Origin of the sequence: Paenibacillus sp. FSL K6-2524, assembly GCF_038005525.1 — a bacterium.
GTDB lineage: Bacteria > Bacillota > Bacilli > Paenibacillales > Paenibacillaceae > Fontibacillus > Fontibacillus anaericanus.
Window position 1 is genome coordinate 4,207,209 of record NZ_JBBOSP010000001.1, and the last position, 14,522, is coordinate 4,221,730.

The following is a 14,522-nucleotide window of genomic DNA, read 5'->3' on the forward strand; positions in this document are numbered from 1 at the left end:
AGAAGAACCACATGAGAGATAACAATGAAATGCCCAGACGCGGGGCTCCCGATTTCCAATTGCTCATCCTCACCCTATTATTAGTAGGGTTTGGTGTTGTTATGGTGTTCAGTTCTAGTTCTAGTATTACTCTCGTCAGTGAAAGATTCCAGTATGATCCGATGTATTTCACAAAACGTCAGCTGCTTTTCGGAGCTCTCGGTCTATTCGGTATGCTTATCACGATGAATATCCCCTACGAAAAATACAAAAAGTTGTTTATCCCTGTTTTTATTTTGGCCATTGTTCTGCTAATGTTTGTTCCCTTTGTAGGTGCAATTAACGGGGCCAGCAGTTGGATCACACTAGGTAAGTTTGGTATTCAACCTACGGAACTTGCCAAAGTTACCACGATCTTATATTTATCCGCCCTCATATCTAAGAAGGGTGAACGGTTCCGTGACTTGCGAACAGGCTATATTCCTGTCATGGTTATCGTGGGGTTCGTAGCTGGGCTCATCATGCTCCAGCCCGATTTAGGTTCTTGTTTCATCCTCGTTGCCACCGCCGGATTAGTTATTTTTGCAGGTGGAGCCAATCTGAAGCATATTCTTGGTTCTATTCTCCTGTTAATCGTTGGGGCAAGTATCGTGCTGGGTGCCGGGGCGCTAATTGATAAAATTAACCCTAGCGATGTCGTTGATACTGCATCAGGAGGAGCAAACTACAAAATTGGTCGCTTTCAAGCCTATATCAACCCTTGGGATGATCCACAAGGAACGGGATTCAGTCTTATTCAATCACTAACCGCCATTGGTCATGGAGGATTGACTGGAACAGGCTTTGGGCAAGGCATCCAAAAACTACACTATCTCACCAACTCTTATAACGATTTTATATTCGCTGTCATAGGTGAAGAATTCGGTTTTATCGGTACATTAATATTTTTACTGTTCTATCTATATTTTATTTGGAGGGGGATTCTTGTCTCTCTTCGCAGTTCCACTATATTCGGTACGCTAACCGGAGTCGGTATTATGGGATTGATCGCCATTCAGGCATTCATTAATATTGGCGGTGTTACGAGAACAATCCCCGTTACTGGCGTAACTCTTCCTTTCATTAGTTACGGCGGCTCTTCACTACTCGTCATGATGGTTGCCATGGGGATTGTACTTAGTATTTCACGTCAATCGTCACTGCCAACTAAGCAAGAAAGAACCAAATCTGTTGTGGTCAAGCAAGCCTCTTATGACTTGAACACCTCCAGACGTCGATAATGAATAAACAACAAATGGGCTGAACAAGGATAATCCCTTGCTCAGCCCATCTTCAATTTATTACCTAAATATCTATGTAACCCAATAAATTTAAATCTCGTCATCCTTAAATGCTACATTCTCGACTTTTACATTCACTTCTACGATTTTCAGCCCAGTCATACTTTCCACAGCTTCTCGAACATTCTGTTGTAGCATACGGCACACTTCATGGATTGGAGTTTCGTACAGTACGATAATCCGTAAATCGATCGCTGCTTCCAATTGACCGACTTCCACGGTGACACCCTTTTGCACATTTTTACCACTTAAACGTTTGGCCCATCCTTCTGACAGTCCACCAGACATCGCTGCGATACCTGGTGTTTCCAAGGCCGCCATTCCAGCGATTTTGGAAACGACATCATCTGAAATCCGAATAAGCCCCATATCCAACTGCAATTGCTCGGTCATGGTAATTCCTCCTTCAACCTCATTATATTCATTGTAATTCGTAAAACCTAGTAAAGCAACTATAGACCATTTCCTACCTTATCGTTTATAATCTTCACGTTACTTGGATATATTGAATTATCGGGAGGTATACATATGAAAAAATATCTTTTTCCGGGTCTGCTTACACTCTTCTTTGTACTCAGTGCCATCGGACATTTCGCGGAATGGTCCGCCACATTGCAATTCATCATTTCCGCTATATCGGTTATTTTCGTAGCCGGATTCCTAGGTAAAGCGACGGAGAGTGTATCTCACTATGCTGGACAACGTCTGGGAGGGTTTCTAAACGCTACCTTCGGAAATGCTGCAGAACTAATCATCGGTATCTTACTCGTCAAGGAAGGCCTGTTTGACATGGTTAAGGCGAGTATCACTGGTTCGATCATCGGGAACTTACTACTTGTTCTTGGCTTAAGTCTCTTTGCAGGTGGATTGAAACATAAAGTACAGCACTATAATGTTTCGCTCGCTGGAATGAATGGTTCTTTAATGATCGTAGCGATCATTGCACTATTTGTCCCCGCTATCTTCTTGCAATCTCACGAGCTGCCAAAAGAGCATATAACATCTTTAAGTATTATAGTAGCTGGAATTCTGATCGTCGCTTACCTACTCTGGCTGCTCTTCTCCATGATCACTCATAAGGATTATCTAGCAGATGTGACAGAAACAAACGCTGAAGAACTCCCGCATGAACATAAGCCTGCATGGTCGAAACGTCAATCTATCCTGTATCTTATTCTGGCGACCGTTATGGTGGCCTTTGTCAGCGAATGGTTAGTAGGTACTCTTGATACCTTCACCGCCAAGTTTGGACTGAGTGAAATTTTCGTCGGCGCCTTCGTCGTGGCTATTGTCGGAAATGCTGCAGAGCATAGTGCAGCGATTCTATTAGCCATGAAGAACAAAATCGGCGCTTCTGTAGAAATTGCTGTAGGGAGTAGCTTACAGATCGCTTTGTTCGTAGCTCCAGTACTTGTCTTTGTCAGCCATCTATTCGGTAGACCCATGGATATCGTATTTACCGCGATAGAGCTTGCTGCGATTGGTGTATCTGTGTTTATTGCCAAATCAATCACCCAGGACGGACAAACCAACTGGTATGAAGGATTACTACTCATTGCGGTTTACGCCATTCTCGGTGTATCCTTCTATCTGATATAACTGGAATTAACCTCTATGAATCTATGTATTAACATCAAAAAAAGCGTGTGTTCCGGGTAAACCCGGTACATACGCTTTCTTCATTCTGTATGTAGCCTGTTTCTCTCAAAACAGGTCAGTCTTTATTGTTCATCGCTTCGTAAAGTAAAGCCAAGTTCCGTTCGAGCTTGGTCATGATCCCTTTACCTACTGCTTCCTGGATAAGTCCAATACGGACTGCATAATCAACTTGTCTTGAGAAACCATACATTTGGGTGTCCAGCACTTCCTCATAGAGAGGGCAGTAACGTGTGGCCAGGTTCTCCATCTGCACTTCGATCAGCTTCTCTATTTTATCAGCATCTTCCTGCAGAAGATTTAACGCTTTAAGGCCCATTTGCTCCTGCAAATCAGATGAAGTCATGTTGTTTCCTCCCCATGTCCAAAATCGTTACTCATCTACTCTATCCTTAATATTAGTCGAAATTGCAGACCAATACAAGAACCTCTCTAAATAAACTAAACTGAGAGTTCGATGTCAATTAAACTACACCCTAGTATTTCCAAAAAAAAGAACACTCCTGCCTTAAAGGCAAGAGTGTCTCTTTGAAATTCTTATTCCTCGACTACTTTGATCTTCAAGTCGTATTTAGCGAAAACAGCTGTTACTGCCTCTTTTGCTTCTTCTGCATCTGAACCATGAACATGAAGTTCATAACTTTGAGTGTTCACCAAAGTAGTAAACAATCCAAGGATACTTTTTACATCAATATACTTGTTGTCAGCTTGCAATACAATCGAAGACGAAAACTTGCCTGCAGTTTGAGCAATTTCAACTACCGCTTCATTATTAGTGGCCATAGGAATCCCTCCGTATCTTACTTTGCAAATATAATATTATGATACATTGAATCCGCTTTCCTAGCAAGTTGTTTTCTGCTTATTTCAGGTTTTCGGGGTTCAAACCTTCCAGTTCAGGAAGAACAAAAATTCCATCTTTACGTATCAATACATCGTCGAAGTAAATTTCCCCACCACCGTATTCAGGACGTTGGATCAGTACAAGATCCCAATGAATAGATGAACGGTTACCATTATCCGCTTCCTCATACGCTTGACCCGGTGTGAAATGTAGACTACCCGCTATTTTTTCATCAAACAACGTATCCTTCATCGGGTGCAAAATGTAGGGATGAAAACCAATCGCAAATTCTCCGATATGTCTAGCTCCATCATCGCTATCAAGTATTTCGTTAATCCGCTTGGTGTCGCTGCTCGTAGCTTCAACGATTTTACCATTCTCAAACCGGAAGACGATATTCTCAAAAGTAATACCATTATAAAGTGTAGCTGTATTATAACTAATCGTTCCATTAATGGAATCCCGTACAGGGGCGCTATATACTTCCCCATCTGGAATATTTCTCTTACCTGAGCATTTGATTGCGTTGATGTCTTTAATCGAGAATGACAGATCTGTTCCAGGTCCAGTAATACGCACTTTGTCCGTAACTTGCATAAGATCCGCTAGTGCGTCCTGCGCCCGGTCCATTTTAGCATAATCCAGATTGCAGACATCAAAGTAGAAATCTTCGAACGCCTCTGTGCTGACATTTGCTAGCTGCGCCATGCTGGCATTCGGATAACGAAGCACTACCCATTTTGTATTCTTCACCCGCTCTTCACTATGTACAGTATGTTGATATAGTGAGTTATACAACTTCATCTTATCCTCAGGCACGTCGGATAAATCATTAACATTAGAGCCTGCTCGAATACCAATATAACAATCCATTTGCTTCATCCGGATCAAATCATAGTCCGCCCAAGTTTTAATTCCTTCAGCCGTTGCATACTTCAACTGCGAACTTTGAACGGCTCTGTCGGTCAATTCAACAAATGCATTGCCTCCCTTCTTACCAACCTCTTCTACGATTGCAGTTAATAAATCGCGTTCTGTCCCAATCATTTCTATCAGCACATTTTCCCCTGGTTGAACATCTACAGAAAAACCGACTAAGTTCTCCGCCAGTTTCTGTATTCTAGGGTCTCGCATAGTTGTAACGCCTCCTTAAATTTGCGTAAAAAAACACGCTTTAGAAACTCCCAATCACGAGGGAATTCTTTAGTTGAACATTGGTTAATTCTTCTCTATTGTAGCACGGCTTTAAAGGGAAGTCAGCACTTAAGACCAGCTACTGATACTTCACAAAACGGTTATCTGTTAGCAATAATTCACGTTGTTGCAACCCTGCAAGACTTCGATAATTCATTTCCGATTCTGAAGTTAGCCGCTGGGGCAGACCGCTTCTCCGATCAATCGTTAAATGATATATCACCCTTGCTTCGGCTTGCTCCAACATCTGGACAAGCTGCTCGTTGCCGGAAGACCAAAGATCAATTACCTCTTTCTCTATTGTACTTCGGCGTGCTGGTTCTATTTCTGCGAGCTTGTTCTGGAGGCCCATCCTTAGTCCTTGCATCTCATCTATTAGTTTGCTCCCAATCATATCCTTAGCTTCACTAGGATCAAGTTCAATCCGCAGTACCTTTGTTCCTCTTGCCGCTCCACTCTCTGCCGTAATTTTTTTCTTATTCATTCTACGAATATTCTCCAGTTGATCGAGTGGATTCAACCTGGTCATCCCCTGACTCAAAGCATCTCCTTGATTCGTCGTCAGTGTCCAGGATCCTCCTTCCCATAACAATTTAGCTGCAAATTGATTTCCATTTGCTGTTCCCGCCATTTGCCATGTGCCGATTTTGTTTCCATGCGGCAGAATCGTGACCATATTCAACTCTCGATGATTCTTTAATTCTCCATAATAACTCACGCTATCCTCCAAGGATGATTTATCATCTCGTAAAAGAGCTGCATTCCCTTGAAAGGTTAAAGCATCACGTCCTGCTAATCCAGACCAAGTGAAATCGAACCATTGCTCCGGGGTTTTAGCTGACCTCTGTCCGCAAGCCACCGTGGAACAGATCCAACATAGAATCAAAATCATCTTGAATACTCTAATTCTCATCCCATCTCGCGCCCTTCGTTTCCCAAAAGAAGCTCAACGGCTTTCAGGGAAATGATGTATTATCTGTAGGTTTACCCTCATTCCAAATTCTATGCGAAAAGCAAAAGAACGCCCTGAATGAGGCGTTCTTTTGCTCTTCAATCTATATACCACCCAAACTAATTCAACCGATTTGAGTCTGATCTCTTCCGTTATTCTTAGCCCTGTATAAGGCCATATCAGCCTGATAGAATAGCGTTTCTACGCTCACCCGATCATCTTCATGCTTCCACTCGGCGATTCCACATGATACGGTAACATGTGGCTCTGTTTCCATCCCCACACGTCTACGGATATTTTCTGCAATCTGATAACCTTTATCCACATCAGCACCAGGTAAATATATGGCCAGTTCTTCGCCGCCCCAACGAGCAGGAACATCGCTTTTTCGAATTGCCCCTCTTACGATAGCGCAGACTTGCTTCAGAATTTTGTCTCCAATTTGATGACCAAATGTATCATTAACCTGCTTGAATTGGTCAATATCAACGATGATCAGCGAACCATTAACATCACTCTTCTGAAAATTCTGAATCGCATCGTCCAAATAATGACGAGCATATAGTCCAGTAAGCATATCTCGGTTCGCCATTTTGCGGACTTCAGCATGAAGAGACGCGTTAGCGATAGCTAGTCCGATATGCGAGGCTAAGACCTGGAGCAGTTTATAATTCTCATAAGAGAAGAAACGCTGAGAACGATGGGCCAAGATGATAGCTCCATTGACCTCACCCCGTACAATGAGAGGAGCAGCTATCATTGAACGTGAATCCGTCTCATCCATTAGTCTGGACGTTACATTCCCATACGCCTTGTAATCGGATAAGATGATCGGTTCCCGCGTTGAAAAGACTAGACCCGCAAACCCATAATCCTTCGGGAATATTTCCCTAGATAAGGAGGGAACATTACACGATACAATTTCAAAAATATCACTTTCTTCGTCAATCTGTGTTATGCAGCAAAACTCAGCATTGAAGATCGATAGTAGCTCCTCGTTGGCAAACTTGAATACTTCCTTTAATTTCAAACTTTGATTCAAGCGCTTGGTCAGCTCATTTATTAATCTTAACTCACTAATCAATATGTTAGACTGCTCGTACAATTTTGCATTCTCGAAAGCAGTACCGGCAGTATCGGCCAGCATTCCGATCAACTGCAAATCTATCTCTTCAATTCCCTCTTGCAGAATGATCATATGAAACACGCCATACACACTTTGTTTGCCGATCAGTGGAACTGCGATTTCAATCAGAGTCTCACCTGTATCGCTAATATTGTCTTTACGAAGCATCCGCCCCTCCATGAATGCCCTTACACACATATAGTCCTCAGGTTCTTGCCCCTGCAATTGCAGAGACTTTACACGGGGATTTCTGCTTGGGTGGTCCTGGGACATGAGAAGCTCAAGCTTCCCCTCAGGATACATTTCCTCAATTCTCTCAAATACTTCCGTGATAACCGAATCTACATCTATTTTATCATGAAGCTTCTGCACGACTTGAAATAACATAGAACGTCTATGTTCTTCTCGTTTGGCTTGCTTCTGAATGTTTAACAGGTCAGATACAAACAGAGTCTCAAATTTCTTATAAAAGCAACTACGGAAATGTTGTGCCGCTGCCCGCACTAGCATCTGAGCGACAGAGCTAGCTTCAATTCCATTCATATAGCAACCAATCACAGCGAAAGTCTCGCTATGCTCTCGTGTCACGACAGGACTAGCAAGCCATATTCCTTGAGTAGACTTAACAATTACCGAAGATTGTAAATTAAGACATTTATTTATAGCCTCGCGAGAGAGCTGCGCCACTTCCTCCAATGCTAATTCTGGATCGAGATCACTACTCAGCACCTCACCAATGTGATTCGTAATAAACCAGCTGACTCCATCAAGCTCTGACAGATCAGTGGCATGTTTCTTCCAATCATCATAACTGACTTTAAGAAGCGGTTCTGTATACGGAAAATCGTATGCAGTGATATCGAGTTGCTCAAGCCAATTCATTTGAGCTTCGTAATCACCCCACATATGAATCGGTGGCAAAGAAAAATCTGTATGCATTTCACTCTTCAGGTCATCTCGTGATTGTTTTGCCATAGGATAGCTCCTTTTCACCGCGTCCAGCTCGCAGCGATGTTTTTCGATTCTGTCCTGAATTCCCACCAATTATTCAGCATCATTCCGCTCTATATCTGCGACTATATGTTTATATTACTATCTTCTTTCCCGTTTTGCACCAAAAATCCTCAATTTTACAACACTTTTTTAGGACAAAAGCCCTATCGACAAATTACTCCTTTTTTCGTATAAAACTATCCCCGTAATAATCTGAAATTCCACTTGACTCACTCTAGAACTTCATATATAATTTGTTGTTGATAAAGACTGGATAGAGTCTTGATTAGGGAGTAACGCATGCGGCACCCTCTGAGTTTTTTGTTACTGACACGACAGCGGCTGAACTTTCATGTCAGTTGAGCGAGTTTTATCTATCCCCCGCTCAGGCAAACAAAAACTGCGCAAGTAGAACCCTACAACTAAAATTTCATTTTAAAAGGAGTCTACCTATACAATGGCACGTTACACTGGACCTAAATTTAAACTAAGCCGCCGTCTTGGCATTTCCCTAAGCGGTACTGGCAAAGACTTGAAACGCCCGTTCCCACCAGGACAACATGGTGCGAACCAACGGAGAAAAATCAGCAACTACGGTATGCAACTTTTGGAAAAACAAAAACTTCGTCACATGTACGGTTTGGGCGAAAAACAATTCCGCACTTTGTTCAACAAAGCGCAAAAATTGCCAGGTATCGCGGGCGAGAACTTCATGATCTTGCTTGAAAGCCGCTTGGACAACCTAGTATACCGTCTTGGTTTTGCTAATTCCCGTGCAGGAGCACGTCAATTGGTATCCCATGGTCACGTAACTGTAAACGGCAAAAAAGTGGATATCGCTTCTTACCGTTTAGAACTAGGTGATGTTATCGGTCTTCGTGAAAGAAGTCGCGGTCTTTCTTCAATCAAAGAAGCTTTGGAGAACCGCAATCACGTTCCTGCTTACCTTGAGTTCAACGATACTGCTCTGGAAGGCAAATTTATTCGCCTACCTGATCGTTCTGAATTGTCTCAAGAAATCGATGAGAAACAAATCGTCGAGTTCTACAACCGTTAAGTTTATTACAAACGGGCCTGGAGTCTTCATGACTTCAGGCTTGTTTTTCTTTTAGCTATCAATTTTTTAACAATTACATTTTGTGGATTCTAATTACCCAAGAATAACGTCTCCATCAACGACTCCTACTATCCACGTGAATTCAACCTCTATTCCGCCTTCTACTAAGTCTTTCCAAACCTTATACATAATCCAAACTACCAGTTCACAAAATGAAAAGGCTTAAAAAACATCCAACTTTAGCGATTATATGCTATAATGTTGCTGTTAAAAAGGAGGATACCCATGGTTGATACTAACGATAAAAACTCCGGTAAGGAAGATGGCCTGCAAGAAGACAAGCCACCTATTCGTAAGCCTAAGAGGGGGCGCTGGGTCTGGAAAACACTAGGCTGGCTTACTCTCCTCGTATTTGCCGGAGTTCTATTTGCAGGGGGCGCCGTTTTCGGCTATGTCTCCTCCATCGTCAAAGACGATCCGGTACGCTCGCGTGCCGATATTGAAGCAAAAATGAATTATAACGAGATAACCGGATTCGCTTATTTTCGTGATGGTTCGGCAATTGGTCAACTTCGTTCTGAAGAAGATCGTCGGCCCATCAGTTACGAAGAAATACCTTCAACCATCCTAGAAGCACTCATCGCAATCGAAGATAACAATTTCGAGAAACACATTGGGGTTGACTTTAAGGGAACCTTGAGAGCTGTTAAGGAAAGACTATTGAAGGAAGATGTTCAAACCGGTGGTAGCACGCTAACCCAGCAATTGGCACGGCGCGTTTTTCTTAGTTTGGATCGAACAGACAACCGAAAGGTCAAAGAGATGCTACTTGCACTTCGACTGGAGAGATTCCTATCCAAACCGGAAATCATTACCGCTTATTTGAATAAGGTTCCTTTTGGTAACGGCTCTAGTGGATATCAGGTTTACGGTATCAAAGCTGCTGCTAAAGGCATATTCAACGCCAACAATCTGGAGGATTTGAATATTGCCCAATCTGCATATCTAGCAGGTTTGCCACAACTTCCCTCTAGCTACTCAGCTTACAACGGGAAAGGTGAATTTAATCCAGATGCTTTTGATCGCGCGATCAAGCGTCAACGTTTAGTACTCCAACGTATGTTGGAGGAGAACAAAATTACGAATGAGCAATATAACGAAGCCTTAGCCTTTGATCTTCAAGGATCACTTGCCAAGACTACCAAAAAAGCATACGAAACCTTTCCATATCTCATGCTGGAAACAGAGCGTCAGGCAGCCCTGGTTATTGTCATGTTGAACAATCCCGAAATGACCAAGGAGGAAGCCGCTAAGAATCCTCAGTTGATTGAAGAAGCCCGTCAGCAGCTCCTAACTGGCGGATATCGTGTGTACACCACGATTGACAAGAAAGTGTATACTTCGATGCATACGGTATCAGAAAACGAAGCCAACTTCTCCCCATTTAGTGAAACTAAGGGACTTGAGCAAGTGGCCGCAATGATGATCAATAACAAAACCAGTGAAATCCTAGGTATGATTGAAGGTCGCGACTTCTACACGGAGCAAATGAACTACGCTACACAAATGGTGAGGCAACCAGGTTCAACAATGAAGCCGATCGCCGCTTATTTACCAGCGATGGAACTCGGTTTAATTCAACCTGCAAGCATCATTGACGATTCACCGATCATATTGCGCGATTATTCCAAGGGTTATCACATTCCAGTTAACTCTAGTGGTGGCTACAAAGGTCTAGTGACAGCCCGCACAGCACTTAATGAATCTCGCAATGTTCCAGCACTAAAAATCTTCAATCAAGTTCTTGGCATCGAAAAAGCTTGGGATTTCACCAAAAAGCTTGGTATAACTACGTTGGATGAAAAGGATTATTCAGCACAAACCGGCGTACTAGGTGGGCTCAGTTATGGGGTAACGGTCGAGGAATTGACCAATGCTTACAGTTCAATCGCTAACGGCGGAGAATTCAACGACGCTTATATGATCGCCAAGATTACCGATTCAAAAGGTAATCTTGTTTACAAGCATAATACCGATCCGCAGCGGGTATTCTCTAAGCAAACTGCATACCTGATGACCGACATGCTTCGCACTGTTATTACCAGCGGTACGGCTAAGTCGATTCAAAGTGATTTTAAGAGCTACGGAAAAATCCCGGTTGTCGGTAAAACTGGGTCTACGCAAAACTACGCAGATGTCTGGTTCATGGGCTTCACGCCGGATGTTTCACTTGGTGTTTGGGTCGGTTATAAAGAACCAGTTAATACATTATCAACTGCTGGAAAGACTAGAGCCAAATCAATTTGGTCCTTAGTTATGAATGAAGTAACGGCAAATAAACCCGATTTATTTCCGACTACAGAGTTCGTAAAACCTGACGGTATTGTCCGTAAGACCGTGTCCGGGTATAGTGGAAAGCTCCCAACTGCCTTAACTAGTCAGGGTGGTAAGCTCGTCACTGATATTTTCAATTCTAAGTTCGTGCCTACTGAATCGGATGATGTGTTGATTAGAGCAAAGTATATTACTTATGAAGGGGTCAATTACATCCCGCTTGAATCTACGCCTTCTGACATGGTTCAGGAAAAGGTAGTCATGAAACGTGAGAAGCCAATCAAAGAGCTTATTGACGATCTTCAAAATGCTTTTAAAGTGATGAAGACTCATAAAGACATTAGCTTCTACATGCCTAAAGATGCCGGTGAGGATGCACCTACCAAGCCCGATCCGCGTGTAGATGACGGCTTTGATCCGAGTGCGCCAGTAAACGTTAGACTTTCATCAACAGACAGCTCTGCGACGATTACGTTTAATGCGAATAAGGAAAATGACATCGTTGGGTATCGACTCTATAAATCAATCGATGGAAATTCACCACAATATACGGGAACAGCAGTACTTACCGGAGGGGCCACAACCTTTACCGACTCCATATCATCTGACCACAGCTACAGCTATTACGTAACGGCGGTTGATGTTGCAGGGAGGGAATCAGGGCCAAGCGCAACCGTGGGTTATGAGGGCTGGCTGCCTCCTGACAACTCAGAACAACCATCTGATCTCGGAGAAAGCATATGGCCGGGAGATGACTCAGGAAATGCCGGTGGAGAACTCTCTATCCCTGCCACTCCATCCCAAGTCACGATCACCAGTGGTGATAACGGATTAACAGTAAGTTGGGGAGGAAATGCCTCAAAAGACCAAGTTTCGAGCTATAACGTCTACTTATCGGCTACCTCTGATGGTGCATATTCCAAGATAGGTTCGACTCCTGAAACACAATTTACGTTCAAAACGGATTCACCCAGTGGTTGGGTTCAAGTGACGGCTACGAATAGTATGGGAGAATCCACTACGTCAACGCCTGTACAATTTAATAAATAGCCTTTTAGAAGCACAATTTGCAACATGATATATAAAAGAGTTCCAAAGGTCAAATGACCTTTGGAACTCTTTTTGAATTTTCTAATTTGTAGTCTATTTAATCATCTATAGTAGACAGATCGCCCACCGGAAGATTCAATTCCCAAGCTTTGAGTACCCGACGCATGATTTTACCAGAACGCGTCTTAGGCAGCTTATCCTTAAATTCGATCTCTCTTGGTGCAGCATGGGCTGACAACCCTTCCTTCACAAACATAGAGATCTCCTTCTTCAGTTCTTCTGAGGGTGTGTATCCATCCATTAGCGAAATGAACGCTTTAATAATTTCACCACGCGTTGGATCCGGTTTGCCGATGACTCCCGCTTCAGCGACGGCTGGATGCTCTAATAGCTTACTCTCGACCTCAAACGGTCCGATACGTTCCCCGGATGAATTGATTACATCATCGATCCGACCTTGGAACCAAAAATACCCGTCCTCATCCATATAAGCCGTATCACCGGAAATATACCATCCTGGAATTCGGAAGTATTCTTCGTATTTTGGAGCATTGTTCCAGATCAGTCGCATCATGGACGGCCAAGGAGTCCGAATTGCTAAATTGCCCATCCGATGAGGTGCAAGCACCTTGCCGTTATCGTCGATGATCGCCGCCTGAATACCTGGAACAGGCTTTCCCATCGACCCCGGTTTCAATGGCAACGACGGATAATTACAAATCAGTTGTCCTCCCGTCTCCGTCATCCACCAAGTATCATGAATCCTGTGCCCGTAAACCTTTAGCCCCCAACGCACGACTTCAGGGTTTAGCGGCTCACCAACAGATAGGACATGTCTAAGCGACGATAGATCGTAGGCTTCAATAATATCTTGTCCCGCCCCCATCAACATCCGAAAAGCCGTAGGAGCGCTGTACCACACAGTTACCTTATTGTTCTGTATCGTGCTATACCAGTCGCTAGGGCTGAACCTCCCTCCCCTGATCACGTTGGTAACACCAACTAACCATGGAGCAAACATGCCGTATGAAGTTCCCGTGACCCAACCTGGATCTGCAGTACACCAATACACATCGTCTTCTTGGAGATCTAGAACCATTTTTCCAGTATAATAATGCTGAATCATAGCGTTATGAACATGATAAACACCCTTCGGCTTGCCAGTTGATCCAGAAGTATAGTGAAGAATTAGTCCATCTTCTCGATTCAGCCATTCGATATCTGCGTTAGAAGATGCCTGTTCCATTTCAGCATGAAAATCTATCAATCCCTTATCTGTATTCACTGCATCGCCGACTACAAATATTTTCTTCAGTAAGGGTAGTTCTTCAACCTTTACTCGCCCAAGTAGCGCTGGAGTTGTAACAATTGCAACTGCTCCGCTATCCTCTAGACGGTCTTTTACCGCAGTCTCCATAAATGCTTCAAAGAGCGGACCTACAACAGCCCCGACTTTGATCGTACCAAATATACTGATATATAACTCAGGGGAACGCGGCATGAACACAAAAACACGATCGCCCTTAGATATACCATGGCTACGAAGCACATTCGCAAAACGATTACTTTGATCCCGCATTTGTTGAAAAGTATATGTTTCCTCTCTTGCTGCATCACTATAGCTAAGAGCAATCTTCGCACCCTTGCCTTGTTCCACATGGCGGTCGATAGCTTCATGGGCCATATTAATAAGCCCTGTTTCATACCAGGAGAAATTCTTCTCCACGTCTTCCCACTTAAAATTTCCGTAGGCTTCATCATAATTGCCCAAGTTGGACACCGAAGCCCTCACCGAAAGAATATTCCCCTGCAGTTGACTCATCATTTCATCCTCCCTTGAAACTATCCCGCTAGGTAATACAAGTTCAAAACCAATGAAAACGGATACACAATAGTTGGTAGAAAGTTTAAGATAAATATCACAATGTCAACTAATAAATGTGAATATTTTATGTCGGAATTAATTATAGCACAGGTTTTAACAATACGGCTATACT

At 43.1% G+C, this 14,522-nt stretch carries 11 protein-coding genes; 4 read left to right on the forward strand and 7 right to left on the reverse strand.

Annotated elements, in window-relative coordinates; genetic code table 11:
- Positions 1-11: 11 nt before the first annotated feature.
- A complete protein-coding gene (gene ftsW / locus NST85_RS19385; protein WP_341190133.1) occupies positions 12-1,259 on the forward strand; it encodes a putative lipid II flippase FtsW in 1,248 nt (415 codons plus the stop codon).
- Positions 1,260-1,349: 90 nt separating this feature from the next.
- Here ftsW and NST85_RS19390 read toward each other — a convergent pair whose 3' ends face one another.
- Positions 1,350-1,712: an Asp23/Gls24 family envelope stress response protein gene (locus NST85_RS19390; protein ID WP_127191054.1), complete on the reverse strand. Its 363-nt coding sequence runs from the start codon at positions 1,710-1,712 to the stop codon at positions 1,350-1,352.
- Between the two features lie 135 nt (positions 1,713-1,847).
- Here NST85_RS19390 and cax point away from each other — a divergent pair, with 135 nt between their 5' ends.
- Positions 1,848-2,918, forward strand: coding sequence for a calcium/proton exchanger (gene cax / locus NST85_RS19395; protein ID WP_341190134.1), 1,071 nt, complete (start codon positions 1,848-1,850; stop codon positions 2,916-2,918).
- 115 nt (positions 2,919-3,033) lie between these two features.
- Here cax and NST85_RS19400 read toward each other — a convergent pair whose 3' ends face one another.
- From NST85_RS19400 to NST85_RS19420, 5 genes are all read right to left on the reverse strand, one after another.
- Complete coding sequence (locus NST85_RS19400; RefSeq protein ID WP_127191056.1) at positions 3,034-3,321, reverse strand: YlaN family protein; 288 nt, start codon at positions 3,319-3,321, stop codon at positions 3,034-3,036.
- A gap of 191 nt (positions 3,322-3,512) precedes the next feature.
- Positions 3,513-3,758: an HPr family phosphocarrier protein gene (locus NST85_RS19405; RefSeq protein WP_307396143.1), complete on the reverse strand. Its 246-nt coding sequence runs from the start codon at positions 3,756-3,758 to the stop codon at positions 3,513-3,515.
- Between the two features lie 79 nt (positions 3,759-3,837).
- Positions 3,838-4,953 (reverse strand): aminopeptidase, encoded by a 1,116-nt coding sequence (locus NST85_RS19410; RefSeq protein ID WP_127191058.1) that lies wholly within the window; start codon positions 4,951-4,953, stop codon positions 3,838-3,840.
- A gap of 139 nt (positions 4,954-5,092) precedes the next feature.
- Entirely contained in the window at positions 5,093-5,926 is an 834-nt protein-coding gene (locus tag NST85_RS19415) for a hypothetical protein (protein ID WP_341190135.1), read from the reverse strand.
- Between the two features lie 163 nt (positions 5,927-6,089).
- A complete protein-coding gene (locus NST85_RS19420; protein WP_341190136.1) occupies positions 6,090-8,066 on the reverse strand; it encodes a sensor domain-containing diguanylate cyclase in 1,977 nt (658 codons plus the stop codon).
- Between the two features lie 475 nt (positions 8,067-8,541).
- On the opposite strand from NST85_RS19420, the gene rpsD reads away from it, so the two are divergent.
- The gene (gene rpsD, locus NST85_RS19425) at positions 8,542-9,141 is read left to right on the forward strand and encodes a 30S ribosomal protein S4 (RefSeq protein ID WP_127191061.1); all 600 of its coding nucleotides are present in this window, start codon (positions 8,542-8,544) and stop codon (positions 9,139-9,141) included.
- Between the two features lie 285 nt (positions 9,142-9,426).
- Positions 9,427-12,525, forward strand: a complete 3,099-nt coding sequence (locus NST85_RS19430) for a transglycosylase domain-containing protein (RefSeq protein WP_341190137.1) — start codon at positions 9,427-9,429, stop codon at positions 12,523-12,525.
- Positions 12,526-12,622: 97 nt separating this feature from the next.
- Here NST85_RS19430 and acsA read toward each other — a convergent pair whose 3' ends face one another.
- Entirely contained in the window at positions 12,623-14,347 is a 1,725-nt protein-coding gene (gene acsA / locus NST85_RS19435; protein WP_341191139.1) for an acetate--CoA ligase, read from the reverse strand.
- Positions 14,348-14,522 lie beyond the last annotated feature (175 nt).